Genomic DNA, 26092 nt, shown 5'->3' with positions numbered 1-26092 from the left:
AATCTTTCACGGGTATAATCAGGTCATCCGCATTTAAGAAATAGATGTCAGAGGACCCCAAACTCCTTTAAATATTTATGATGAATTTTCATTATAAATTTAGAATGATAAGTATGCACTATCCATAACAGTGTCGGTACGTAGTTACGATGCGGGCACGCAAAGGGAAATTGCATCAGTTTTTTTGCAGAAAAGCATCAAAACTCAGTGCAGGATACTCCCCCCAAAGCACAGAATAAAGAGAATCAAAAACATTCACACAGTGAATTTCTAAAGAAAATACAACTTTAAAAAATATAATTTAAGTAATTTTAAACTCACTTTTTAATAAAAATCACAGCAAATACATCACAAACACTGATCAGTTTCAAATATAAAATAAATCATTTGGAGTATTTCATTTTATAGCATAACGGTAATTTTTCATTCAGTCTGATGGCACCAACATCGACAGATTAAACGCATTAAAATTAAGGATGATATCATGAGCGGAAAACCCGCGGCGCGTCAGGGCGATATGACCCGGTACGGCGGCCTGATTGTTCAGGGGTCGGCAGGCGTACGTATAGGCGCACCCACCGGCGTGGCCTGCTCGGTATGCCCCGGCGGAGTCACATCCGGTAACCCGGTGAATCCGCTGCTGGGCGCAAAAGTACAGCCCGGCGAAACCGATTTCGCGCTGCCCGGCCCGTTGCCTTTCATCCTCTCCCGTACCTACAGCAGCTACCAGACAAAAACACCCTCTCCCGTCGGTATCTTCGGCCCTGGCTGGAAAATGCCGGCGGATACCCGCTTACAGATACGCGATAACGAACTGATACTCAATGATAACGGCGGCAGAAGCATTCATTTTGAGCACCTGTTTCCCGGAGAAGACGGCTACAGCCGCAGTGAATCATTCTGGCTGGTACGCGGCGGTGTGCTGAAACTGGATAAAAACCACCGGCTTGCCCCGCTCTGGCAGGCACTACCGGAATATATTCGAACCAGTCCGCATATTTATCTGGCGACCAACAGCCCACTGGGGCCGTGGTGGATTCTCGGCTGGAGTGAGCGGGTGCCGGGCGTGGATGAGGTGCTGCCTGCCCCGTTGCCGCCGTACCGGGTGCTGACCGGTCTGGTGGACCGTTTCGGGCGCACGCAGACTTTCCACCGTGAGGCGGCAGGTCAGTTTGCCGGGGAAATCACCGGTGTGACTGATGGCGCAGGCCGTCAGTTCCGGCTGGTGCTGACCACCCAGGCACTGCGGGCAGAAGAGGCCCGGCAGCAGGCAATTGTTGCCGGAGCAAAACAGCCGGATATTCCGGATTCGCTGCCAGGCTACACGGAATATGGCCGGGATAACGGTATTCGCCTTTCAGCGGTGTGGCTGATACATGACCCGGAATATCCGGAGAATTTACCCGCCGCGCCGCTGGTGCGATACGACTGGACGCAACGCGGTGAACTGGCTGCCGTCTGTGACCGCAGCGGCACGCAGATTCGCAGCTTTACTTACGATGATAAATACCGGGGCCGGATGGTGGCGCACCGTTACGTGGGCAGACCGGAGATGCGCTACCGCTACGATGACATCGGGCGCGTGACGGAACAACGTAATCCGGCAGGCTTAAGCTACACCTATCAGTATGAGAAAAACCGTATCACCATCACCGACAGCCTGAACCGGCGTGAGGTACTGCATACGCAGGACGAAGCCGGGCTGAAGCGGGTGGTGAAAAAAGAGCAGGCTGACGGCAGCATTATCCAGAATCGGTTTGACGCTGTGGGTCGCCTTCAGTCACAGACGGATGCGGCAGGCCGGATAACAGAATACCACTCCAGTGTGGTGACGGGGCTCGTCACGTGCATCACCACACCGGACGGCAGGGAGTCGACATTCTGTTACGACGACCAGAACCAGTTAACCTCAGCCACCGGGCCCGACGGACTGGAAATACGCCGGAAATATGATGAGTACGGGCGGATGATGCAGGAAACCGCCCGCAACGGCGATGTCACCCGCTACAGCTATGATAATCCACACAGTGAATTACCGACCGCAACAGCGGACGCAACGGGCAGCGTCCGGCAGATGACCTGGAGCCGCTACGGGCAGTTGCTGGCGTTCACCGACTGCTCGGGCTACCAGACCCGCTATGAATATGACCGCTTCGGCCAGATGACGGCGGTTCACCGTGAGGAAGGTATCAGCCTTTACCGCAGCCACGATAACCGTGGCCGGTTAATCTCGGTGAAAGACGCACAGGGCCATGAAACCCGTTACGAATACAACACCGCAGGCGACCTGACAGCGGTCATTTCTCCGGACGGCAACCGGAGCGAGACACAGTACGATGCGTGGGGAAAGGCGGTCAGCACCACCCGGGGCGGGCTGACGCGCAGCATGGAGTACGACATTGCCGGACGCGTCACCACGCTGACCAACGAGAACGGCAGTCACAGCGACTTCAGTTACGATGCGCTGGACCGCCTGGTACGGCAGAGCGGCTTTGACGGGCGGACACAACGTTACCGTTATGACCTGACCGGAAAACTCACGCAGAGCGAGGATGAGGAACTCATCACCCTCTGGCACTACGACGAATCGGACCGTATCACGCACCGTACAGTGAACGGCGAAGCGGCAGAACAGTGGCAGTATGACAGCCACGGCTGGCTGACAGACATCAGCCATCTCAGCGAAGGCCACCGGGTTGCCGTCCACTATGGCTATGATGATAAAGGCCGCCTCACCGGCGAGCGCCAGACGGTGCATAACCCTGAGACGGGGGAACTGCTCTGGCAGCATGAGACGGGGCACGCGTACAACGAACAGGGGCTGGCAAATCGCGTCACGCCGGACAGCCTGCCGCCGGTGGAGTGGCTGACGTATGGCAGCGGTTATCTGGCGGGTATGAAGCTGGGCGGGACGCCGCTGCTGGAGTTCACGCGCGACAGGCTGCACCGCGAGACGGTGCGCAGCTTCGGCGATAACGCATACGAACTGAGCAGCACATACAACCCGGCTGGTCAGTTACAGAGCCAGCGCCTGAACAGCCTGGTGTATGACCGTGACTACAGCAGGAATGACAACGGCGACCTGGTGCGCATCAGCGGCCCGCGACAGACGCGGGAGTACGGCTACAGCGTCACGGGCAGACTGGCGAGCGTGCACACCCTCGCACCAGACCTGGATATCCGCATCCCGTATGCGACGGACCCGGCGGGCAACCGGCTGCCCGACCCGGAGCTGCACCCGGACAGCACCCTCACGGCGTGGCCGGATAACCGCATCGCGGAAGATGCGCACTATGTCTATCGCTACGATGAGTACGGCAGGCTGACCGAGAAGACGGGCCGCATCCCGGAAGGGGTTATCCGGATGTACGACGAGCGGACACACCATTACCACTACGACAGCCAGCACCGCCTGGTGTTTTATACGCGGATACAGCATGGCGAGCCACTGGTCGAGAGCCGCTACCTCTATGACCCGCTGGGCCGCCGGACGGGGAAACGGGTGTGGCGTCGCGAGCGTGACCTGACGGGGTGGATGTCGCTGTCGCGTAAACCGGAGGTGACGTGGTACGGGTGGGACGGCGACCGCCTGACGACGATACAGACCGACACCACACGTATCCAGACTGTCTACCAGCCGGGAAGCTTCACGCCACTCATCCGTATCGAAACAGAGAATGGTGAGCTGCAGAAAACGCGGCGCCGCAGCCTGGCGGAGAAGTTACAGCAGGAAGGAAGCGAGGACGGCCACGGTGTGGTGTTCCCGGCTGAACTGGTGCGGCTGCTGGACAGGCTGGAGGAGGAAATCCGGGCAGACCGCGTGAGCAGTGAAAGCCATGCGTGGCTGGCACAGTGCGGGCTGACGGCGGAGCGGCTGGCGGCACAGATAGAGCCGGTTTATTTGCCTGAGCGAAAAATTCATCTTTATCACTGCGACCACCGTGGACTGCCGCTGGCGCTCATCAGCGAAGACGGCAATACGGTGTGGAGCGCGGAATATGACGAGTGGGGAAATCAGCTTAACGAGGAGAACCCGCATCATCTGTTCCAGCCATACCGCCTGCCGGGACAGCAGCACGATGAGGAGTCAGGGCTGTACTATAACCGAAACCGGTACTATGACCCGTTACAGGGACGATATATTACCCAGGATCCGATAGGACTGAAAGGAGGATGGAATCTGTATCAGTATCCATTAAATCCAGTTAGTTCTATCGATCCTTTAGGGCTATTTGATCATGCATTTATTAATTCCCCTGGTATTCAATCACAATTATCGAAGGCTATGTTGGATAACCCATGGTATAGATCGAATTCAACATCTATCCCCGATGCACAGGGAATAAAAATTACTGGCAAGATAGACAGTGTTATACCATCTATTTCAAATGCTGAATATATGGGGTTGGATTCGATAGTCAGACAAGAGGGATTGCAAGATTATATAGCTGATATGAAATTTAATGTGTCTGGACGCTTGGATGTAGCACTCACTTGTAAAGCATCTGATAATAGTGGGCCATTAAATGAGTGGAAAACAGGTGTAACGATACCAGTGGGAAAAATGCCAGTAAAAATTCCTCTTAAGGAACCATCAATATCGATACCTGGTATGACTGTGGTTATTTGGGCTGACAGGGTTTTGAATACTGGGCAGTTTGTAGCTCAGTGGAGAAAAGAGTTATTAAGCTATGGGCATAATCTAATGGATTCTCCAGATGTGATTTGTGCTAATAGCCCGCACTAAAGAGGTGCTGTGTATATGAAATATTTGATTTTATTATTAAGTGCCATTTCTTTGTTTTTATCAATTGAATCTTTTTATTTTTCATTTTTTATAGTAAGAAGTTTTTATTTGGTGCAAGCTGGTAGTGAGTTGCATTTTATCACGAAAACAGTAATTAGATTTTGTATGGGGTGCGCATTTTTTTATATTTCGTATCGTTTATTCAGAAAATACAAAAAAGCATGATTGTTTATTTGTTAGATGTAGGCTGCATGGAGGATGCCAATGTTAGAGGGGCTGGCGAACCGTCAGGAGCCGGACAGCCTGCCACCGGTGGAGTGGCTGACGTATGGCAGCGGTTATCTTGCGGGAATGAAGCTGGGCGGGACGCCGCTGCTGGAGTACACGCGCGACAGGCTGCACCGCGAGACGGTGCGCAGCTTCGGCAATAATGCATACGAACTGAGCAGCACATACAACCCGGCTGGTCAGTTACAGAGCCAGCGCCTGAACAGCCTGGTGTATGACCGTGACTACAGCAGGAATGACAACGGCGACCTGGTGCGCATCAGCGGCCCGCGACAGACGCGGGAGTACGGCTACAGCGTCACGGGCAGACTGGCGAGCGTACGCACGACCACCTCAGACCTGGACATCTGCATCCCGTATGCCACCGACCCGGCGGGCAACCGGCTGCCGGACCCGGAGCTGCACCCGGACAGCACGCTCACGGTGTGGCCGGATAACCGCATCGCGGAAGATGCGCACTATGTCTATCGCTACGATGAGTACGGCAGGCTGACCGAGAAGACGGGCCGCATCCCGGAAGGGGTTATCCGGATGTACGACGAGCGGACACACCATTACCACTACGACAGCCAGCACCGCCTGGTGTTTTATACGCGGATACAGCATGGCGAGCCACTGGTCGAGAGCCGCTACCTCTATGACCCGCTAGGCCGCCGGACGGGGAAACGGGTGTGGCGTCGCGAGCGTGACCTGACGGGGTGGATGTCGCTGCCGCGTAAACCGGAGGTGACATGGTACGGGTGGGACGGAGACAGGCTGACGACGGTACAGACCGACACCACACGTATCCAGACGGTCTATCAGCCGGGGAGCTTCACGCCACTCATCCGTATCGAAACAGAGAATGGTGAGCTGCAGAAAACGCGGCGCCGCAGCCTGGCGGAGAAGTTACAGCAGGAAGGAAGCGAGGACGGCCACGGTGTGGTGTTCCCGGCTGAACTGGTGCGGCTGCTGGACAGGCTGGAGGAGGAAATCCGGACAGACCGCGTGAGTCACGAAAGCCGCCAGTGGCTGGCACAGTGCGGGCTGACGGCGGAGCGGCTGGCGGCACAGATAGAGCCGGTTTATTTGCCTGAGCGAAAAATTCATCTTTATCACTGCGACCACCGTGGACTGCCGCTGGCGCTCATCAGCGAAGACGGTAATACGGTGTGGCGCGGGGAGTATGATGAATGGGGCAACCAGCTGAATGAGGAGAACCCGCATCATCTGTTCCAGCCATACCGCCTGCCGGGACAGCAGCACGATGAGGAGTCAGGGCTGTACTATAACCGGAACCGTTACTATGACCCGTTGTTGGGAAGGTATATCAGTCAGGATCCCATTGGGCTGACTGGTGGATGGAATCTGTATGCGTATCCACTGAATCCTGTTATAAAAATAGATCCATTGGGATTATCGGCATGGGATGATGCAAAATCGGGGGCGTGTCATGAAGGAGTTTGCCGACTGTTTTCTGTTGTTGTTGGACCGGATAAATTCGATAGTTTAGATGAAGCCGCATTCGAAGCATTGAAAAAAATAAATGGGCATTCAATATGTCAAGGTGTCGAGCATGCAGGGTTAGTGTGTAAGGATAAAAATAATAAATATTTTTATACACCACCTAATAAAGGAGATGTAAGTGAATCCTATCCTTTCAAAAGTCCATGCCCTAAGGAAACAGAAGCAGTTTCTATATATCATACACACGGTTCAGATAGTAATGGTCACTATAAGGATGAAGAATTTTCTCCGGATGACAAAGAATTATCTAGAAGAAAAGGTATCCCTAATTACCTTGGCACGCCTAAAGGGATATTCCAAAAAGTAGATCCAAATGGTAATCAATCTATCAACAAGCCAGGCTTGCCAAGTCAGTGTCTTATACATGCGAATGGGGAGATATATTGATGGAAATCATTCTTGAATTAAAACCAATAATATTTTTATTGTTATCTTTATTCTCTCATGGAGAATCGGTGGAATGCTTTTCTAAAAGCACAGATGTTAGTAAAGATTATCTTGTTGCGAATAAAGAATTAGTGCAAAAACTAGCTGAGGTATATGTGGAAGAACGTTATGGTAAAAATAATGCTCAACGAGAAAAACCCTATCATATTAGTGATGAAGGTAAGTTTTGGCAGGTTAATGGAAATATTAAGCCTAATACAACGGGAGGCGTTTTTGTAATCAAAATAGATAAATTAGACGGGCGAGTTATATCATTTACCCATGGAAAATAATGCAACTAATTCGCAACTTTTCGGGCAAGTAATTCTGAATGAATTGACTGTCTTTTTTATAATGATCCATTAAATAAAAATTGTCCATGTTGAATTATGACAGCCAGCACCGCATGGTATTTTACACGCGGATACAGCACGGCGTGCCGCAGGTGGAGAGCCGCTACCTCTACGAGCCGCTGGGCCGCCGGACGGGGAAACGGATGTGGCGTCGCATGCGTGACCTGACGGGGTGGATGTCACTGTCGCGCAAACCGGAGGTGACATGGTACGGCTGGGACGGTGACCGGCTGACGACGATACAGACGGACCAGACCCGCATCCAGACGGTATACCAGCCGGGGAGCTTCACGCCGCTCATCCGTATCGAAACAGAGAATGGTGAGCTGCAGAAAGCGCAGCGCCGCAGCCTGGCGGAGAAGTTACAGCAGGAAGGAAGCGAGGACGGATATGGTGTGGTATTCCCGACTGAGCTGGTGCGGTTGCTGGACAGGCTGGAGGATAAAATCCGGGCAGACCGCGTGAGTAACGAAAGCCGCCAGTGGCTGGCACAGTGCGGACTGACGGTGGAGCAACTGGCAATACGGCGTGGAGCGCGGAATATGACGAGTGGGGAAACCAGCTTAACGAGGAGAACCCGCATCACCTGTTCCAGCCATACCGCCTGCCGGGACAGCAGCACGATGAGGAGTCGGGGCTGTACTATAACCGGAACCGGTACTATGACCCGTTGTTGGGAAGGTATATTACCAGGATCCGATTGGGTTGAATGGAGGATTAAATCCATACACGTATTCCCTGAATCCTATTGAATATATTGATCCTCTTGGGCTAGAACAATTACTTTTGCCCTCTCCAGGACAAAAAGCAGCAGGACAGTCATGTGTGATTGATCCCTTAACTAAACAGCCAATAGGAAGCTTTGCTGTTGATTCCAGAGGAAATGTGATGGCGGTACCTGTTGGTGGGAAAGTTATTGGATATCCGCCTAATAAGATTAATCCCACTAGTATACATACAACTTATGCCAACGGTTCAGATATGTATCGTTCAGATCCTTTAGGACATCCTCCTGCTAATACAAAACCTCCCGCGCATGCTCATTTGCCAGGAACTGGACCTCATAATACTGGCCAAGGGGGCTCCCTTGATATTAACGGAGAAATTGATCCTGCAAATAGTAAGGCCGCCCATTTTTACAACGTAAAAATGATGGGTATATTTTCATTTGTTAGTTCTATAGCTCATATGTATACATTTGGAAGCTGTAAAAATGGAACTACTGGTCAGTGCTTTTGCGCTATGACTAAAGAAATGGAATACAATGTAAGTCAGGAAGATGCCGATTCCATGTGTGGCTATATTGATCCAATTTAAGGTGAGGTAAATATGAACCGTGAAGTATACTTGGGTGATCGAGGAATATTGGCGGTTGAGATAAACAGTTGGACATCAGAGGTAAGAGTTAAGAGTTAAGAGTTAAAATAGATGTTATTTCAGTCTTGCTCTCAGAGGGTGATGCCAGCGGAGATTGGGATGAATCTGAAAACATTGAAGAGGGATATCTTGTTTTTTCTGACATTCAATATTTTGAATTATCCCCAATGGGTATGATGCCGGGAGATTATATAATAGAATATGATTTTAAAGAAGAGGACGGCATAAATATTTTTACTATCCTTTCAATAGGCAGGCCATATTGTGATAAACTAAGTACAATGATAATAAGGAGCAAAAACAGCTGGATTGAAGATAAGTTTAAGAAAAGACTTATCTGATATCAGTAGTAAATTGTGCAAGTGTTTTGTCCGCCGACAGATGCGTATGATCTGCGCAGAAAAAATCGATCAGTTCAAACTTCGGTTGAATGCAACTTAGAATATAACAAAAGGTGATGCGTGGGGAAAGGCGGTCAGTACCACCCAGGGCGGGCTGACGCGCAGCATGGAGCACGACAATGCCGGACGCGTCACCACGCAGACCAACGAGAACGCAACTGGCAACACAGGTAGAACCGGAGTACACACCGGCACGCTCACTGCATCTTTATCACTGTGACCACCGGGGGCTGCCGCTGGCGCTCATCAGCGAAGACGGCAATACGGCGTGGAGCGTGGAATATGACGAGTGGGGAAACCAGCTTAACGAGGAGAACCCGCATCACCTGTTCCAGCCATACCGCCTGCCGGGACAGCAGCACGATGAGGAGTCGGGGCTGTGCTATAACCGGAACCGGTACAACAATACGCCACAGGGCAGGCATATCACCCAAGATCCTGTGGGGTTGCAGGGAGGGTGGAATCTATATAAATATCCTTTAAATCCAGTGACAGGCATTGATCCGCTGGGATTGTATGACCAAATGGCAAGTGCATTGGGCCAATTCGTTAATCCTGATGGAATGAAATCCGCAGTAACAGATGCAATGTCTATTGAGTCTTGGTATATGAATGCAGGGGCTTATAGCATACTGAGTAAAAGTCATTATGATATGAAAAGATTAAACTTAGTTGGCAGCGATCAATTTTTTCATTGTAGTGCATTTTGCCGTGTATCTAAGTCTAGAGTTGCATCTGAATCATATGCAACTTTTCTTGGTGGACTAAAAGAAAAAAGGGATGCGTTCTTAAATAGTTTTGGCTTATATGGGAAAGGCAGTTTATCACCTTATGATATGGCAGTTTATAACGCCGCCGACCTTAAAGTTAGTATGTATGGCATCACATGTCCGCCAGAACAAACTTGTCCTGACAGATGAAAACAATTTATAGATCCAACACATAAAAATACGATCAATAAGTTAACTAAAGAAGGGTGTATTGAGTAGTGAAAAGATTATTAATGAGATATTTTACATGTGGGATTGCTGTTTTGATTTTTTGGAACATTATTGCATATTACATAAGAGATTCAATTGAGGTTAATGAGATGAAATTTAAAGATTATCCTTCTATACCTGATAATTCTGGAGTAAAAACATGGTTACCAAGTTTTTTTCCAAAAAAATCAAACAATATTTATTTTCATTCCAACCTAGATTTCAATAAATTCGGTGTAAAATTTTTTCTTGATAATGATAATAGTCATCACTTTAATAGTGATGTTGGTCAACTTTGCATCTACAGATGGCGAAGAATATATAAAAAAAGAAGATGGATTGGTGGACAAAGTTTGGTGCAAGACTGAAATAAACATGGATGGAGATGAGATATTATATCTTATAGGAAATTATAAAGACAGCAATATATATTATTTAACAAATGTTACTCGATGCCGCAATCATGAATATACCTGCAAATTAGAGTCAATAGAAGTAAAAAGAAGATTATGTAATTAATATATTCCCTATGTGTATAGAATTTGCCGCTGGTGCCGGTCAACGCGAAGAGGAAAGCAGAGTGGTCATCAAAATATGATGCGTCGGGGTTGGATGCGACACAAATTAACTATGACTATTACCTGATTAATACCGTAATGGGGTTCAATTTGCCTCTTGGTCATGGTGCGGTTGTTACTGTTCATCCTAAAACAGGGAAAACTCAGTACTATGAAAGTTCGAAAAGCCCGCTTTTGAGTCGCAGTCCATTTTAGCGGGCTTTTTGCGTTCTACAAATCAGAAACGCTCACTCCCCGCACTGATATTCACCGGCATGCCCGAACGACGCTGCATTTCACTTTGCGCCCGGTTAGCATCTACCCCTTCCCCGCGCACAAAAGCCTGCATGGCTGGCGTGACCGGGAGCGGGACTTTTTTATCCGATTCATATTCAGTACGGTTGCGCGATAACGGCTCGTGAACTTCCAGCCAGCGGCTACCGTCTGGCTCGGTGGTATATTTCACCGGGCGGTCGATAATTTGTACTCGCGCACCCACCGGCACCGTATCAAACAAATATTTGATATCGTCGTTACGCAGGCGAATACAGCCCTGGCTGACGCGCAGGCCAATACCAAAATTCGCATTGGTGCCGTGGATGGCATACAGCCTGCCAATATATATAGCGTACAGCCCCATCGGGTTTTCTGGCCCGGCAGGCACCATCGCGGGCAGGGTTTTGCCCTCTTTGGCATATTCACGGCGCGTATTGGCTGTCGGCACCCAGGTCGGCCCCTCCTGCTTACGCTCCACTTTCGTTACCCAGTTGCGCGGCGTTTCGCGTCCTGCCTGGCCGATACCAATCGGCAAAACTTCAACGCTGCTCCCGTCCGGGGGGTAGTAGTAAAGTCGCATCTCCGCGACGTTAATCACGATACCTTCGCGTGGCGTATCAGGCAGGATGAGCTGCTGCGGGATGGTCAGCGTCGTGCCGCGTGCGGGAAGATAAACATCCACGCCAGGGTTGGCCTCCAGCATATTGCTCAGCCCCTGTCCGTAGCGGGCAGCAAAGGCTTCTAGCGGGAAGTTACTGTCGAGAGGAACGATGATTTTTAACGGGCTGCCGACCAGACGGCTTCCTTCCGGGGGCAGCGGGTAGGTCACCGCCAGAACGCTCTGGCTGGCAAGCAGCAACATAGCGGAGCATAACAGTTTGACACGACACATAATTTCCCTTCCTCAGCCGTGAAAGATAATTGTTAATTATAGCTTTTTTATCCAACTTCCGCTGATAAAGGCAGTGTTTAACGAGGGGAATTCTATTTAGGCTAAGCGAAACCGCTCCAGAGCGGAGCGGTGAGGGGAAAATTACTTCTCTGGCAGAACAATATTGCTTTCGGCTAACGTCCCCATGTTGTTATAGATGGCGCAGGCGGATTCCACGATATGCATTGCCATTGCCGCCCCGCTACCTTCACCCAGACGCATCTGCATGTTGAGATATGGCTCAAGCTGCAATGCTTCCAGCGCGATACGGGCGCCCTTCTCCGCCGACAGATGTGAGGGGATCAGATAAGGTTTGACCGCTGGGGCGATTCGACATGCAGCCAGCGCTGAGGCGTAAGAGAGGAAACCGTCCAGTACCACCGGCAGGCCACAGGATGCCGCACCCAGCATCACGCCCGTCATACCGACTAAATCAAAACCGCCCACTTTTGCCAGCACATCAACGCCATCGGCAGCATTGGGCTGGTTAACGGCGATCGCGCGTCGCACCACCTCCACTTTATTCGCCAACTGGGCCTGTGGCAGGTTCGCGCCAATACCTACAGATTCCTGCGGATCGGCGCCCGTTAACACACTGACAATCGCCGCGGCGGGCGTAGTATTCGCCATGCCCAACTCGCCAACGCCGAACAGCGTCACGCCCTGCTGGGCCAGATTTTGTGTATAGCGGATGGTTTCCAGCAGCAACTCCTGCGCCTGTTGGTGGCGCATTGCCGGGCCACGTGCAATGTTGCCGCTGCCGCGCGCCACTTTCATGTTAACCACATCAGGGATAGGATCGGCGTCAATCCCGACGTCAATCACATGCACTTTCGCACCCGCCTGCGCCGCCAGCACGCAAACGCCGGTGTTGTGGCGAGTCATGTTGGCGGTCTGAATGGCGGTGACCACCTGCGGCGAAATCGCCACACCTTCATGCCAGACACCATGATCGGCGCACATCACCAGAATCGCTTTTTGCGCCACCTGCGGCTTTCCTTTTAGCCCCGGCATGCCCGCCAGCTGTATCGCCAGCGCCTCGAGACGCCCCAGGCTTCCCGGCGGCTTAAGTAATCCGTCGATATGGTGTTGCGCCTGCGCCATCGCGGCGCTATCTAACGCCGGAATGGCGGCGAGCTGCGTAGAGAGAGTTTGCATCTTTTTCCCCGATGATCCGTTAAGGCTGGCTTAAATCAACGCCAGCAGAAAGACAAGTTCGCCCAGTTCAATGCTTGCGCCCATGGTGTCACCCGTTTGGCCGCCCAGCGTTCGTTTGAGCAACTGGCCAAGAATAAACACGGCGATAAACGTCACCAGCAGCGCGCGTAGCCCATGCGCGCCCAGCAGCGTCACCACCAGCACCGCAGTGAGCACGAGGGTTATCACCGCCTGGCGGAAAGTGACTTTGCCAATAAACAGATTGCCCAGCCCCTCTTCACGCGCATAGCGATGGCGGTACATCAGCAGCACCACGCAGCCGCGACCGGCGATACAGGCGCAGGCCAGCGCCGCCAGCATCGGCGTATCCCGCAGCGCCACTTCGTTCACCGCCAGCACTTTGCCAAGCAGAACAAAAATAAGCGCTAATCCGCCGTGCGTGCCCAGGCGACTGTCGCGCATGATCTCCAGCATTTTCTCGCGCCGACGCGCAGAGAAGACGCCGTCACAGGTATCAGCCAGGCCATCAAGATGGAAACCGCCGGTCAACAGCGCCAGCGCCAGCACCGCGAAAAATGCCGCCAGCGGCAAGCCGCACCAGGGCTGTAACAGCATAAAGACCAGCCCGCTTAATACGCCAAGCAGCAAACCGACAAGGGGAAACGTGACGATGCCACGGACATATTGATCGATATCCAGACCCTGCGACCAGCGCTGAGGCACCGGCAAACGGCTCATAAAAGACAGCGTGGCAAAGAAAATCCTGCTCAGTTTATTTTGACTCCAATTCCTGACACCACCAGCCAGACGTCATCCGCCGCCTGCGCCAGTTTTTGATTCACTCGCCCGGCAATGTCGCGAAAATGGCGCGCCAGACGATTCTCCGGCACGATCCCCATTCCCACTTCATTGGTTACCAGCACCACCAATGACGGGCAGCGCTGGCAGGCTATAATAAGCTTCTCAATTTCCAGGTCCACCGCCCTTTCCAGCGCCGCGAAATCCCAGTTATCAACGTCGCCTTCCCCGCCGTTGGCAAACAGCACGTTGGTTACAAGCGTCGTCACGCACTCGAGTAAAATGGCTTCATCGGGATCGTTGGTCGGGGCGATCACCGCGTCTAAATCCTGCCAGCGTTCGGCGGTGCGCCAGTGCGCCGGACGGCTATCGCGGTGATGCTGAATGCGCGCGTCCATTTCCGCATCGGTAATGTGCGAGGTGGCGATGTAAAGCACGCGCGGGTAATCGCGCAGCAGGGATTCCGCGTGACGGCTTTTACCGCTGCGCGCGCCACCGGTGACCAGTATCATGATTGCGGCTCCTGATAGTCGTGCATAATCTGATAAACCTTCTCGATATCAATATGTTCACGCATCGCGTTGGCGAGGATATCAAACTGCTGCGCTTTGTAATCGGCATAGCTCACCGTAACGTCCAGCGCGGAAAGCCCTTTGCGCTGACGCAAAGCGTTAACGATGCCGCGCGTGAAGGCATCGCTGTCGAATAGACCGTGCAGATAGGTGCCGAATACCAGCCCATCGTCGCTGACTGCGCCGTCGGCAAGCGTAGAGCCGTCCGGGCGATGCAGCTCCAGCGCCGCACGGCAGTGCGCGTGGCGAGTGGTGGTCCCCATATGAATTTCATACCCGGAGATATCCATCCCGGAGACTCTCGCCAGCCAGCCGGGAAGCGCGGTTTGCAGGCGCGCGCGCGTTTGCTCGGTGGTTTTCTCCGGCGCAAACAGCGTGTCGGTCGCCAGCAGCCCCAGACCCGGTAGTACGCCGAGCCCGGATTCAATCTCGTCGGTAATAGTTTCGCCAAGCATCTGATAGCCGCCGCAAATGCCCATCACCGGCGTGCCTTCGCGATGCCGTGCCAGCAGCACCTGCGCAAGGCCGCTTTGCCGCAGCCAGTTAAGATCGCCAAGTGTATTTTTACTGCCGGGCAGAATGATGAGGTCGGCATCGGCCAGTTCCTCCGGCGTGCGCACATAACGCACCCGCACATCCGGCTGCGCCGCCAGCGCATTGAGATCGGTGAAGTTGGATAAGTGCGGAAGTTGCGCCACCGCGATGGTGACCGGGCGATCGCCAATATGGCGATAAAGCCCCCGTTGCATAGCGACGCTGTCTTCCTCTTCAAGGTCGACGTCCAGCCACGGCATCACGCCGAGCACCGGGACGCCGGTGAGGTCTTCAATCTGTTTAACGCCAGGCATCAGCAGCGATACATCGCCGCGAAACTTATTGATGATCACCCCTTTTACCCGCGCGCGCTCATGCTCAAGCAGCAGCGCCAGCGTGCCGTAAATAGAGGCAAAAACGCCGCCCCGGTCGATGTCAGCCACCAGAATCACCGGGCACTGCGCCAGTTCGGCCATGCCCATGTTGACGATATCGCGATCGCGCAGATTAATTTCTGCCGGGCTACCCGCGCCTTCCAGCACCAGCGCGTCGTACTCCTGCCCAAGGCTGGTATAGACCTCAAGAATTTGCTGACGCAGGCGCGGCTTATAGTCGTGATAGCTGACGGCGTCCATATCGGTCATGACTTTGCCCATCAACACCACCTGCGCCTTGCGGTCGCTGGTCGGTTTGAGCAGCACCGGGTTCATGCGCACGTCCGGGGTAATACCGGCGGCTTCCGCCTGAAAAATCTGCGCCCGCCCCATCTCTTTGCCGTCCGGCGTGATACCGGAATTAAGGGCCATATTCTGCGATTTAAACGGTGCGGTCTTCAGCCCGTCCTGATGAAAAATACGGCACAGCCCCGCCACCAGCACACTTTTGCCGACGTCGGACGCGGTACCCTGAATCATAATTGCCTGCGTCATGATGTGTGTCCCTGACTGTTGTTGCGCATACGGCTGAAAAATTCATCTTCGGTTTTACACAGCGGCAGGCCGAGTTGGGCATGCAGCTTTACCAGCCAGGGCTGCGTCAACCCGGCTTTCGCCATTACATCCGCGCGGGAAAATACGTCGCCCGGCGCGCCCTCGGCCAGCACTTCACCCCGGTGCATGACATACACCGCGTCGCTCACTTCATAAATCAGGTCAATATCGTGGCTGGAGATCACCACGTGATTTCCCTGGCCAACAATGCGCCTGATGACCTCAATCATCTGCGTGCGCCCGGACGGATCAAGCCCAGCAGTCGGTTCATCAAGCAACAGATAGCGCGCCTTCAGCACCAGCGCGCCGGCAATCGCCACGCGCTTTTTCTGCCCATGGCTGAGACACTGAATCGGTTGATGACGGAAGTGCTGTGCATCCACCAGCGTTAGCGCGTCCTCGACGCGACGGGCGATTTCCGCCTCATTCACGCCCAGGTTGCGCAGCGCGAAAGCGATATCGCTGTCGATATCGGTGTAGAAAATTTGCTGGTCCGGGTCCTGAAAGACGGTCGTAACCTGCTGGCGAAGCGCCAACAGCCCGCGTTTGCTGTATTCCAGCGGTTTACCCTGCCACAGTACTGCGCCCTGCTGCGGGCGTAATATCCCGCTTAAATTCATAAACAGCGTCGATTTTCCACAGCCGTTGGCCCCTACCAGCCCGGTAACGGCCTGCGCAGAGAAATCAAGATTCAGGCCGGTCAACACGGGAGAATCCTGATAGCGAAAACAGAGATTGTTGGTCGCGAGCATCCGGGCCCCTAAAGGTGAAAATCACCCTGATAAAGTTTGATATCCAGCGTCGTCGCCATCTGTTGATAACGCATAAGCACCCTTGTGAACAGCAAACCTACAAGCATCGCCAGCGAACGATAGCCTTTCGGCAGACTACGATACCCAAAACGCAGCGTCTGTGCGCGATGAATGGCCAGTGCTTCATCTAACAGGATAAAAATGAAGCGCCAGGTCAGCAGAATTTGTTCGGTGATTAAGCGCGGCACCCGCGCGCGCTGTAGCAAAACGATAAGCTGATCGAACGGCAGATTAAGCACCAGCCAGAACGTCGCTGACAACGCGCACAGGCTGCGCCAGAATGTGTCGTTGGCGGTGATAATCCCTGAAGGCGTGATGCCCAGCCAGTAATGGCCAATGGAAATGCCCCACCACAGGCTTTGCGGGTCGCGACCGATACTGAGCAGAATCGTCAGTACGCCCACCAGCAAAAAACCCAGCGGCAGCGCCATCCAGCGGCACCAGCGCCACAGGGAAATGCGCGCCACAAAGCAGGTCAGCGCGGCGGTAAACAGCAGCGTCATCACGCGCCCGAGAACGGGCAGCGTAAATGCCAGCACCATCAGCAACAGCCAGAGCAGAAATTTCCACTCCGGCGCGATATGTCGCCAGCGGCTCTGATAGCTGATGCGGTCAAGCCCGGTCATCACGACGCTGGCGTCCTTTGGTGTAGCCAAGAATATAGAAAATCACCGCCGCGCCAATGGAGCCTTGCAGCGTGAACAGTAAACTTTCAATCTCGCCGCTGGCCGGTTCATACAGCGGCTGGAACCACGGCTGATAGTCAGGCGCGACCACCTGAATCTGGTTTTCCGCTTCACCGTCTGACCCGCCGTATTCGCCGCCGTGATTAATGAAAAACGGCAGGATCACCAGCGCAATTACCATCGCCAATAGAATCAACGTCTTTTTCATTTAATGCCCCTGTACGGAAATCAACTGTCGTTTGGTGAGCTGATCGTAAATCAGCACCGTTAATAATCCTTCAGCAATCGCAATCGGGATCTGCGTCAGGCAGAAGATCCCCATAAATTTGACGATGGAGCCTGTCGCGCCTGTTTCTGGGTCCGGGAAGGCAACGCCCAGCTGTACTGAGGTGACGAAATAGGTCACCAGATCCGCCAGCATGGCGCACAAAAACACGCAGACATCGCGACGCAGTCCGGCGCGGCAGGCCATTTTCCACACCAGATACCCAACCACCGGGCCAATGACCGCCATCGACATGCCGTTGGCGCCCAACGTGGTTAACCCGCCGTGGGCCAGCAACAGCGCCTGGAACAGCAAAACGATTGCGCCCAAAATCGCCACCACGCCGGGGCCAAACAGAATCACCGCCAGACCAACCCCGGTGGGATGCGAACAGCTTCCGGTGACCGACGGAATTTTCAGTGCGGAGAGCACGAAGATAAACGCCCCGCACAGCGCCAGCAGCACCTTCTGATGATTATCTTCCGCCACGATGCGGCGCAGGCGCACTAAGCCGTACCACAGGCACGGCAGAAACAGCAGCCACCAGGCCAGCGCCCACATCGGCGGTAAAAAACCTTCCATAATGTGCATAGCGAATGCCTGCTCGGGCACCACCATCAGCAGCAGCGCGGCGGCGAGGCCGCTCAGGGAAAGCTGTTTGAGCTGTTTTTCCAGCATCATTGTGCGGTCCTCCACTGTTTATTGACCAGAATGGTTGAGAAGTACGGCAACGGCTGGTCATCGCTGACGTCAGCCAGGTTGTGCCAGCACTGCTCGCCGGGAAGCGTAGCTTCTGCCATCATCAACGCGCACTCCAGCAGCCCCGCCTGCGCCAGCAGCGCCTTAATGCGGGCGAAGCGGCCATACACTTTCATCAGTACCAGGCTGTCGTGCTGCGCCAGCGCCTGAGCAATCTCCGTTTCCGGCGCGGTACAGGCAATCACCGCCATCGACTGTTGCTCCATCGCCAGCGGCGTTTTACTGCGGGCGGCGATGGCAGCAAACGAGGTCACGCCCGGCACAATCTCCAGCCACTCTGGATTGCCAATACGTGCCAGCAGAAAGACCCAGGTGCTGAACAGCATCGCGTCGCCCAGCGTGATAAATCCGACCTGTTTACCGGCCTGCACTTCCTGCACCAGCGCGGCGGCAACGTCGTTCCAGACTGCTTCTTTTTCCGCACTGTCGGCGCTCATTGGGAAGTGACAGCAGCGAATTTCCGTCTGCTCGCCGAGATACTCCCGCACAATGGAGAGCGCTAAACTATCGCCGCCTTTGCGTCCGGCGGGTGCATAGAGAATATCGAGCGAGCCCAGCGTGCGGGCGGCGCGTACGGTAATCAGGTCAGATGCCCCCGGCCCGGTGCTCAACGCATATAATTTCCCCGTCATGCGGCTTCTCCCAGGGTTTCGTTAAGTGCCTGATGCAGATGTTTCACGAACATCGCCCGTACCTGCGGATTTTCGCCCAGCCCGCGCAGCCAGGGTGTCGCGGGGATCCCGGCGGCGTTAAATAAAGTTTTCCAGGAATCTTCTTCATCAGAAGCCATGTCGTTAATCGCATGATCGCCCGCGACCAGCATCAGCGGCATCAGGTGAACCGCACTCACGCCTTCGCGTTGCAGGCTGGCAATCAGACCGTCCACTTCCGGGTAACTCTCAACCGCGCCGACACGTGCAGGAAATTGCTGCGCGGTCATCATATGGTCGAGACAGGCATAGGCGGCAAAGGCATGGTGGCTGGCACCGTGGCCCATAAAGACCACTTTCTCTTTCGCGGTGAGCGCGGGCATTTGCAGGCGCAGCGCTGACATCAGGTCAACATAGTCATCATGGGTGCTCAATAAAGGCGCGCCCAGCGTCAGGCGGGAAAAGAGCGGGCGTAAAGACTGCACTTCGTTAGCAATCTTTTCGTATTCATCGCCATTGATAATATGCAGCGATTGAATCGCCACATCCTGATATCCCTGCTCCGCCAGTTTTTGCAACGCCTGTAACGGGGTATCAATCTCGATACCGTCGCGTTGTTTCAGCTTGCGGATAATCATCCCGGAAGTGAAGGCGCGAAACAGGTCGCGCTCCGGGCAACTGGCGGCAAGCTCACGCTCGCAGGCCACGATATTTTTCTCGCAGGTTTCGGGGTAGCTGGTGCCGAAGCTGACGACCAGAAGGGCTTTTTTCATCGATTCTCTCCTTCCGCCGTCGCCAGCCAGCGTGCCAAACGCTGCTGTACATCGGCGCGGTTTTCCAGTAGTTCCTCCCCCGACACCAGCGGTGCCGGGCGCGTAATCACAATGCAGGGAATGCCCGCATCCAGACAGGGCTGCACTTTTTCCTGATAACCACCCTCAGCGCCTGAGGATTTGGTAATCACCACATCGGCGTGGCACTGGCGGTAAAACGCGGCGTTAAACTCCGCACTGAACGGGCCGCAGAGAGCGAAAATCTCGCCCACACCGAAACCCAGTTCGACACACTGGTTTATCACTTCAGGCACCGGCAATACGCGGGCCAGCAGCGTTTTCTCCGGCAGGCCTGCGCGCCACAGCGCTAAATCTTTACTGCCGGTGGTGAGCAATACGCGCTCACCAAAACGCTTCGCCACGTCGCACGCCTGGCGGATATCTGGCACAAAATGGAGCAACGGATGGGTGAGATCGCGTAGCTGTTCCGGGCGCTGATAGCGGCTCAGCACTACGCCCGCCGCTTCGCAGGCGCGCAGTACGTTACGGCTCACCACTTCGGCGTAAGGATGCGACGCGTCGATCACCCAGCGCGTATTGTTTTCCTTTAACCACGTCACCATCTGCGCCAGCTCCAGCCGCCCGCAGCGCACCTGGCCGCGAATATCGCCCGCCAGCTGCTGCCCGGTTGGCGTGGCGACTGAAAGGGTGTAATGCACATTTGCAGCATCCAGTAGCTGGCAAATCATCCGCGCATCGCTGGTGCCGCCGATAACCAGCACATCACCAAAATTCACAGCACGTACCCTCGCGGCGTGATCATCAGGCCATCCTGTACATAGGTGGTTTTATTGCCAACAATCACCAGGCTTGTCATATCCACCGGCGTGAAATCCATTTCGCCGAGCGTGGTCACCCATTTTTCCTCTTTTTTACGCCCGGCTGATTTCACTACCCCTACCGGCGTGTCGGCACTTTTACTGTCCGCCAGTAGCTCAAACGCACGCGCCAGATGCCCTTCGCGGCCCCGGCTGCGCGGGTTATAGAAGCAGATAACAAAGTCTGCCTCTCCGGCGGCGATGATGCGTTTTTCAATGACCGGCCACGGTGTCAGCAGGTCGCTCAGGCTGATGTGGCAGAAGTCATGCATCAGCGGCGCGCCAAGCAATGATGCCGCGGCAATACTGGCGGTCATGCCGGGAATCAGACGCACCTCCACATCAAGCTTCTGTTTGCTGACCAGCTCCAGCACCAGCCCCGCCATGCCGTAAATACCGGCATCGCCGCTGCTGATCAGCGCCACATTGTGCCCCGCTTGCGCCAGGTCAATGGCGGTCTGGCAACGCTCAATCTCTTTGCACATCCCGGTTTTGATCACCTGCTTTTCACCGGTAAAGGCTTTCACCAGGTGGGTGTAGGTTTTGTAGCCGACGATGATTTCTGCGGCCTGTAATGCTTCCACCGCTTCCATGGTCATCATTGCCTGCGATCCAGGGCCAATTCCAATAACGGTTAACATCAGTGTGCTACTCCCAAAGTGATGGTGACGCCCTGTTCACGCAGGGTCTCTCCTGAGATATTTCCCTCGCTCAGCAACCAGGCCGACGGGCCAGAGACGCTGCCGACGCCCACCGTCTGGCGGACAAAATCAGAGGAGGTAAATCGGTGTTCATGTTCGCGCAGCGCCTCAGCGCTGAAGGTGTAAAACGGCACGCGGTATGCGGTAGCCAGCGCGTTGATCGCCGGTTCCTCTTTTTTCAGCGCAATGCTGCCAATCGCTTTTAGCGCCAGCGGGTCAAAATCATGTGCCGCCATGTGGCGAGCAAATAACGTTGCCAGCAGCGCCGAATCGGTATCGCGACGACAGCCAATGCCCGCCACAATGCGCTGCGGCACCAGCTTCCAGTGCGCTATGTCGATTGCAGGAAGCTCGCGCGCCAGCGAAATGCAGACCACCCCGTCCAGCGGCGGTAATGACTGCAACGACGCCACGGGGATAAACCCACGCACATCGCAACGGCTGAGCGCTTCGTGGAAATCCGGGTCACACCACAATCCCACGCGTTTTCCGCTAACCAGTAGCTGATTCACGCTTTTCACCGCTGCGCGGAAATTCTCCATACGCGCATTTAGCGCAACGGCCAGCGTATCGAGAGCGGCAAGCCCGTTCACATCGGTCGCGGTGGTAATGACCGGGTCAGCCCCCAGCAACCCCGCCAGCTTAATCGTCAGGGCGTTCGCCCCACCCATGTGGCCGGACAGCAGGCTGATCGCGTGTTGGCCGCGCTCATCAATGACGATCACTGCCGGATCGCTGAATTTGTCTGCGATCGCCGGGGCCAGCACGCGCACCGCAATGCCGGTCGCGCCGATAAAAATCAGTGCCGAATCACGCGCAAACGCCGTACGCGCCGCGTGGGCAAAACCGCCGTCAAAGGGCAAAAAACCCGGTTCCAGCAATTCGTCGCGGGTAAAACAGGTCATCGGCAACAGGGCCGACAGCCGTTTCGCCAGTTCAACACCGCCGGGCGTCAGGCAAAACAGCGCGATGGATTCAGGCTTTGCGGTATTCATGACTGAATTCCGCGTCATAGAGTTTTGAGTAGTGATACTCCTCGCCGAGGAACGCGCCCACGAGGATGAGCGCCGTTTTGCGAATATCCGCTTCGCGCACTTTTTCTGCGATATCCGCCAGCGTACCGCGCACGGTCTGGCTTTCCGGCCAGGTCGCTTTGTAAATCACCGCGACCGGCGTGCTGGCAGGATAGCCGCCTTCTATCAGGCGCTCGGCGACGCGATGAATACGCTGAACGGAGAGATAAATCGCCATCGAGGTCTGATGCTGAGCGAAAGATTCGAGCTGTTCGCGCGCGGGTACCGGGGTACGGCCTTCCAGGCGCGTGATGATCAAACTCTGCGAGACTTCCGGCACCGTATACTCGACGCCGAGTTCCGCCGCCGCGCCAAGAAATGCGCTGACGCCGGGAACAACCTGCCAGGCGATACCGCGACGGGTGAGTTCTTCGCCTTGTTCGCGCACCGAACCGTACAGCGAGACATCGCCCGTTTGCAGGCGCACCACGGTTTTGCCCGCTTTTATGCCCGCTTCCATCACATCGAGAATTTGCGTGAGATGCAGTTCCGCGCTGTCGTAGTACTCAGCCTCCAGCGGGCAGTACTCCAGCAGCTCGGTGTTAATTAACGACCCGGCGTAAATCACCACCTGCGCCTGCTGCAACAGACGGTAGCCTTTGAGGGTGATCAATTCCCGATCACCAGGACCTGCGCCGACGAACCAGACGCAACGGGAGTCAAATGTTTCAGACATGCGCTTCTTCCTTCTGACAGGCGATGACATAAACGGGGTTGTTGGCTTTGAAATAGTGGCCGCTGCCGAGCGGGCTCAGGGCCGAAACCTGAATCTGTTGGCAATCCAGCGGAGCAATGCCGCGATGTTGCAGATGTGCCAGCGCGCGAGTGAGGTTTTCCTGCAAAATAAAGGTCATCACCAGACGCCCCGCGGGATGCAGCTGTTCAAGCGCCCAGTCAATCAGCGACGCCAGATTCCCGCCGCTGCCGCCGATAAAAACAGCGTCGGCTTTTTCCTCCACCACCACAGGCGCATTGGCCTGAATGCGGACAATATTTTCGCAAGCAAAATGGCGGCAGTTTTGCGCCATCAGCGCCAGCGCCGCCGGGTTGCGCTCGATGGCGGTCACCTTTAACGCCGGAAAGTGCAACGCGGCTTCAATGGAGACGCTACCGGTACCCGCCCCCACATCAATAAAATGGCGGGCATGATGTAAATCCAGCTTCGACAAGGCCAGCGCACGCACGGCCTCTTTGGTCATTGGCACCTTCTCGCCGCGCAGAAACAGTTCATCTTTCATCGAGGATCACCACCGTGTTCATGCCGTAGTCGGCATTGACCTCACTGACGCGCAGCCAGTGGATCTGTTCATTTTCCATCGCCAGATTTTCCCCAATCACCATCCAGCGGTGCCCTTTTCCTCTTGCCGTAAGCTGTTGCGCGATGTCGCGCGGGCCACAGCGGCTATCGGTCACCATCGCCACTTTGCTGTGGCGAGCCAGTTCATCAAATGACACATCGCGCCCGTGGCTGCTGGTGAGCCACATCTCGTTCATATCTACTCCTGCGCGGGCGCACAGATACTGCACCGCGCTGATCCCCGGCACGACACTCACGTTTTCGCGGCCAAAGTGAGCCACCATCCGCGTGCCGATGCCGTAAAAAAGCGGGTCGCCGGAAGCCAGCACCACAATGTTTTTATGCCGATGCGCGGTTATCCACGCCAGCAATTGCGGGATATCCGCATCCAGCTGGCGCTGCTCGCCGGTAAACGCAGGAAACTGCGCCAGATGGCGTTTCGCCCCAACCAGCACCTGCGCCTGCTTGATGGCTTCGCTTGCCAGCGGCGTGATGAGCGTTAACCCGGCAGGCCCCATCCCCACGACCGTTAACATTGCAGCGCCTCCACGATCGCTTCGACCGGGCGATTGCTCCCCAGCACCTGGTTGTCAAAGGCGAACATAATGGCGTCGCACACGGGCGGCGTTTTGGTAAAGCGCAGTTTTTGCTGCACGCGCAGGCAAATACGTTCGGCGAGATGGTTGTAGATGCGCTGATAACCAAAAGCGTCGATGTGCTCCATCGCCGCCTCGGTGGTATCGCAATCGCTCACCTGCGTCAGCAGTTCCAGCGGTGCGCCAAGCAGCGCCAGATGCGCCACCAGCGTTTCCATCCGCGCATCGGCAATATGGCTGTGGGTATGGAAAATCCCGGCGGCAATTTTGATCAGTTTGCCCGGATGACCAATCAGCACGATGTGTTGGAAACCAAGGCGCACGGCCTCATCCAGCATATAGCCGACAAAGTTGCTCATGGTGACCACCACGTCGCTATCAATGCCGAGTTGCTCGCGGACAAAACGTTCACCATGATTGCCCGGCACCAGCACCACGCGGGTGAGGCCCGCGGCACGCTTGATTTCCAGCTCCAGCGACAGGGAGCGTTTCCAGCTCTCCTCTGACATGGGCGTGACGATACCGGTCGTGCCGAGAATTGAAATACCGCCCAGAATACCGAGCCGGGCGTTGTAGGTTTTCTGCGCCCGCGCTTCGCCTTCCGGGGCAAAAATCTCGACATCTGCGCCGCGCGCTGGGCCAATCGCCTCGCGAACGGCAGCTTCGATGGTCTGACGCGGCGTGCGGTTAATCGCCGCGCTGCCGGGCGGCAGTCCCACGCCTTTGCGGGTCACGGTGCCCACGCCTTCCCCGCCGCGTAAGACAATTTCGCCGCTGTCGTTGAGCGTCACGCGAGCAAAAATCAGCATGCCGTGCGTGGCATCAACATCATCGCCGCCGTCTTTACGGATTGCCGCCACCGCCTGTTGTCCTTCAATTTGCGGCAATTCAACGTTCAGGTTGAGCGTCACGCCAGAGGGCGTCACGATCGAGACCTGATGAATCACGTGCTGGCGCAGCACCATCAGCGCCGCCACTTTCGCGGCGGCGGTGGCGCAGGAACCGGTGGTGTAGCCTTTGCGCAGCGGTTTACCGTTGTGCCAGACCGGGGCGTCAAACGCGGCGTCGCTCATTTTGCATCCCGCAGGTGATAGAGAATGGCGTTCACAATCGCCGCCGCCACGTTACTGCCGCCCTTGCGCCCCAGCGCGGCAATGGCGGGCAGCGCACTATGAGTCAGCGCATCTTTGGATTCCGCAGCACCGACAAAACCAACCGGCACGCCAACCACACCGCTGACCGGCACGTTCAGCTCCAGCAGGCGGAAGAGCGCGGTCGGCGCGTTGCCGAAGACAAAGACTTTCTCACCCTCTTCGCGCACGGCGATATCCACGGCGGCCATCGAGCGCGTCATGCCCTGCGCTTTGGCTTCGCGCACCACGCGCGGGTCGCTGATGTAACAGCAACATTCACCGCCAAAGCTTGCCAGCAGCGGTTTGTTAATCCCCGATAGCGCCATGGTGGTGTCGGTGTAGAGCGTGCAGGGGCGACTCAGGGCCGCCGTCAGACGCGCCAGCGCATCCGGGGAAAACCACAGAATATCCAGCCACTCAAAATCAGCGGTGGTGTGAATCACCCGCTTGACGATGGCCTCGTGTAGCGGACTGGCAAACTGATAGTCAGGCCGCGTTTCGCGAATAATCTCGCCGATAATGTCAAAGCTTTTAGCCTCAATGGCCTGCGGCTGGCGAATGTAATCCATGTGCTAC

At 55.0% G+C, this 26092-nt stretch carries 23 protein-coding genes and 3 pseudogenes; 7 read left to right on the top strand and 19 right to left on the bottom strand.

Annotated features, from left to right (window positions below; genetic code table 11):
* The first annotated feature begins 484 nt into the window (after nt 1-484).
* From G163CM_RS03250 to G163CM_RS03220, 7 genes and pseudogenes are all read left to right on the top strand, one after another.
* Entirely contained in the window at nt 485-4747 is a 4263-nt protein-coding gene (locus tag G163CM_RS03250) for an RHS element core protein (protein ID WP_231826905.1), read from the top strand.
* A 270-nt stretch (nt 4748-5017) separates the two neighbouring features.
* Nucleotides 5018-6928, top strand: a pseudogene (locus G163CM_RS03245) (DUF4329 domain-containing protein); the annotation flags it as partial.
* Nucleotides 6928-7260, top strand: a complete 333-nt coding sequence (locus tag G163CM_RS03240) for an NTF2 fold immunity protein (RefSeq protein WP_231826904.1) — start codon at nt 6928-6930, stop codon at nt 7258-7260. The pseudogene G163CM_RS03245 and the gene G163CM_RS03240, both read left to right, overlap by 1 nt.
* A gap of 92 nt (nt 7261-7352) precedes the next feature.
* A pseudogene (locus G163CM_RS03235) lies at nt 7353-8637 on the top strand (RHS repeat-associated core domain-containing protein); the annotation flags it as partial.
* A gap of 125 nt (nt 8638-8762) precedes the next feature.
* Nucleotides 8763-9038, top strand: coding sequence for a DUF6258 family protein (locus G163CM_RS03230; RefSeq protein WP_231826903.1), 276 nt, complete (start codon nt 8763-8765; stop codon nt 9036-9038).
* 206 nt (nt 9039-9244) lie between these two features.
* Nucleotides 9245-10018: pseudogene (locus G163CM_RS03225) on the top strand (RHS repeat-associated core domain-containing protein); the annotation flags it as partial.
* A gap of 68 nt (nt 10019-10086) precedes the next feature.
* Nucleotides 10087-10446 (top strand): YbbD-related protein, encoded by a 360-nt coding sequence (locus tag G163CM_RS03220; RefSeq protein WP_231826902.1) that lies wholly within the window; start codon nt 10087-10089, stop codon nt 10444-10446.
* Nucleotides 10447-10873: 427 nt separating this feature from the next.
* Here G163CM_RS03220 and ldtA read toward each other — a convergent pair whose 3' ends face one another.
* The 19 genes from ldtA to G163CM_RS03125 all read right to left on the bottom strand — a co-directional run bounded on the left by ldtA (nt 10874) and on the right by G163CM_RS03125 (nt 26085).
* The gene (ldtA, locus tag G163CM_RS03215) at nt 10874-11803 is read right to left on the bottom strand and encodes a L,D-transpeptidase (RefSeq protein WP_231826901.1); all 930 of its coding nucleotides are present in this window, start codon (nt 11801-11803) and stop codon (nt 10874-10876) included.
* 141 nt (nt 11804-11944) lie between these two features.
* Complete coding sequence (cobT, locus tag G163CM_RS03210) at nt 11945-13000, bottom strand: nicotinate-nucleotide--dimethylbenzimidazole phosphoribosyltransferase (RefSeq protein WP_231826900.1); 1056 nt, start codon at nt 12998-13000, stop codon at nt 11945-11947.
* Between the two features lie 30 nt (nt 13001-13030).
* Nucleotides 13031-13771, bottom strand: coding sequence for an adenosylcobinamide-GDP ribazoletransferase (gene cobS, locus G163CM_RS03205; RefSeq protein ID WP_231828323.1), 741 nt, complete (start codon nt 13769-13771; stop codon nt 13031-13033).
* Complete coding sequence (gene cobU, locus G163CM_RS03200) at nt 13768-14313, bottom strand: bifunctional adenosylcobinamide kinase/adenosylcobinamide-phosphate guanylyltransferase (protein WP_231828322.1); 546 nt, start codon at nt 14311-14313, stop codon at nt 13768-13770. Before cobU ends, cobS begins: the two co-directional genes overlap by 4 nt.
* A complete protein-coding gene (locus tag G163CM_RS03195) occupies nt 14307-15833 on the bottom strand; it encodes a cobyric acid synthase (RefSeq protein WP_231826899.1) in 1527 nt (508 codons plus the stop codon). The genes cobU and G163CM_RS03195 overlap by 7 nt, the downstream gene beginning before the upstream one ends.
* On the bottom strand, nt 15830-16645 hold the full coding sequence (locus tag G163CM_RS03190) for an energy-coupling factor ABC transporter ATP-binding protein (protein ID WP_231826898.1): 816 nt from the start codon (nt 16643-16645) through the stop codon (nt 15830-15832). Before G163CM_RS03190 ends, G163CM_RS03195 begins: the two co-directional genes overlap by 4 nt.
* A gap of 8 nt (nt 16646-16653) precedes the next feature.
* Nucleotides 16654-17331: an energy-coupling factor ABC transporter transmembrane protein gene (locus G163CM_RS03185; RefSeq protein WP_231828321.1), complete on the bottom strand. Its 678-nt coding sequence runs from the start codon at nt 17329-17331 to the stop codon at nt 16654-16656.
* Nucleotides 17318-17599, bottom strand: coding sequence for an energy-coupling factor ABC transporter substrate-binding protein (locus G163CM_RS03180; protein WP_015963893.1), 282 nt, complete (start codon nt 17597-17599; stop codon nt 17318-17320). The genes G163CM_RS03185 and G163CM_RS03180 overlap by 14 nt, the downstream gene beginning before the upstream one ends.
* The gene (gene cbiM / locus G163CM_RS03175; RefSeq protein ID WP_189622863.1) at nt 17600-18337 is read right to left on the bottom strand and encodes a cobalt ECF transporter S component CbiM; all 738 of its coding nucleotides are present in this window, start codon (nt 18335-18337) and stop codon (nt 17600-17602) included. It abuts the gene before it with no gap.
* A complete protein-coding gene (locus G163CM_RS03170; RefSeq protein ID WP_231826897.1) occupies nt 18334-19047 on the bottom strand; it encodes a cobalt-factor II C(20)-methyltransferase in 714 nt (237 codons plus the stop codon). The genes cbiM and G163CM_RS03170 overlap by 4 nt, the downstream gene beginning before the upstream one ends.
* Complete coding sequence (gene cbiK, locus G163CM_RS03165; protein ID WP_231826896.1) at nt 19044-19838, bottom strand: sirohydrochlorin cobaltochelatase; 795 nt, start codon at nt 19836-19838, stop codon at nt 19044-19046. Before cbiK ends, G163CM_RS03170 begins: the two co-directional genes overlap by 4 nt.
* Nucleotides 19835-20635, bottom strand: coding sequence for a cobalt-precorrin-6A reductase (locus tag G163CM_RS03160; RefSeq protein ID WP_231826895.1), 801 nt, complete (start codon nt 20633-20635; stop codon nt 19835-19837). Before G163CM_RS03160 ends, cbiK begins: the two co-directional genes overlap by 4 nt.
* Nucleotides 20632-21357: a precorrin-3B C(17)-methyltransferase gene (locus tag G163CM_RS03155; protein ID WP_231826894.1), complete on the bottom strand. Its 726-nt coding sequence runs from the start codon at nt 21355-21357 to the stop codon at nt 20632-20634. The genes G163CM_RS03160 and G163CM_RS03155 overlap by 4 nt, the downstream gene beginning before the upstream one ends.
* Nucleotides 21357-22412: a cobalt-precorrin 5A hydrolase gene (cbiG, locus tag G163CM_RS03150; protein WP_231826893.1), complete on the bottom strand. Its 1056-nt coding sequence runs from the start codon at nt 22410-22412 to the stop codon at nt 21357-21359. Before cbiG ends, G163CM_RS03155 begins: the two co-directional genes overlap by 1 nt.
* Nucleotides 22393-23166: a cobalt-precorrin-4 methyltransferase gene (locus G163CM_RS03145; RefSeq protein WP_231826892.1), complete on the bottom strand. Its 774-nt coding sequence runs from the start codon at nt 23164-23166 to the stop codon at nt 22393-22395. Before G163CM_RS03145 ends, cbiG begins: the two co-directional genes overlap by 20 nt.
* On the bottom strand, nt 23159-23728 hold the full coding sequence (locus tag G163CM_RS03140) for a decarboxylating cobalt-precorrin-6B (C(15))-methyltransferase (protein WP_231826891.1): 570 nt from the start codon (nt 23726-23728) through the stop codon (nt 23159-23161). The genes G163CM_RS03145 and G163CM_RS03140 overlap by 8 nt, the downstream gene beginning before the upstream one ends.
* A complete protein-coding gene (locus G163CM_RS03135; protein WP_231826890.1) occupies nt 23718-24323 on the bottom strand; it encodes a cobalt-precorrin-7 (C(5))-methyltransferase in 606 nt (201 codons plus the stop codon). Before G163CM_RS03135 ends, G163CM_RS03140 begins: the two co-directional genes overlap by 11 nt.
* On the bottom strand, nt 24317-25456 hold the full coding sequence (cbiD, locus tag G163CM_RS03130; RefSeq protein ID WP_231826889.1) for a cobalt-precorrin-5B (C(1))-methyltransferase CbiD: 1140 nt from the start codon (nt 25454-25456) through the stop codon (nt 24317-24319). The genes G163CM_RS03135 and cbiD overlap by 7 nt, the downstream gene beginning before the upstream one ends.
* Nucleotides 25453-26085, bottom strand: a complete 633-nt coding sequence (locus G163CM_RS03125; protein WP_231826888.1) for a cobalt-precorrin-8 methylmutase — start codon at nt 26083-26085, stop codon at nt 25453-25455. The genes cbiD and G163CM_RS03125 overlap by 4 nt, the downstream gene beginning before the upstream one ends.
* Nucleotides 26086-26092 lie beyond the last annotated feature (7 nt).

Origin of the sequence: Pseudocitrobacter corydidari (genome assembly GCF_021172065.1) — a bacterium.
GTDB lineage: Bacteria > Pseudomonadota > Gammaproteobacteria > Enterobacterales > Enterobacteriaceae > Pseudocitrobacter > Pseudocitrobacter corydidari.
Note: the sequence above shows the minus strand (reverse complement) of the source record. Positions and strands in the feature narration are given on the sequence as shown.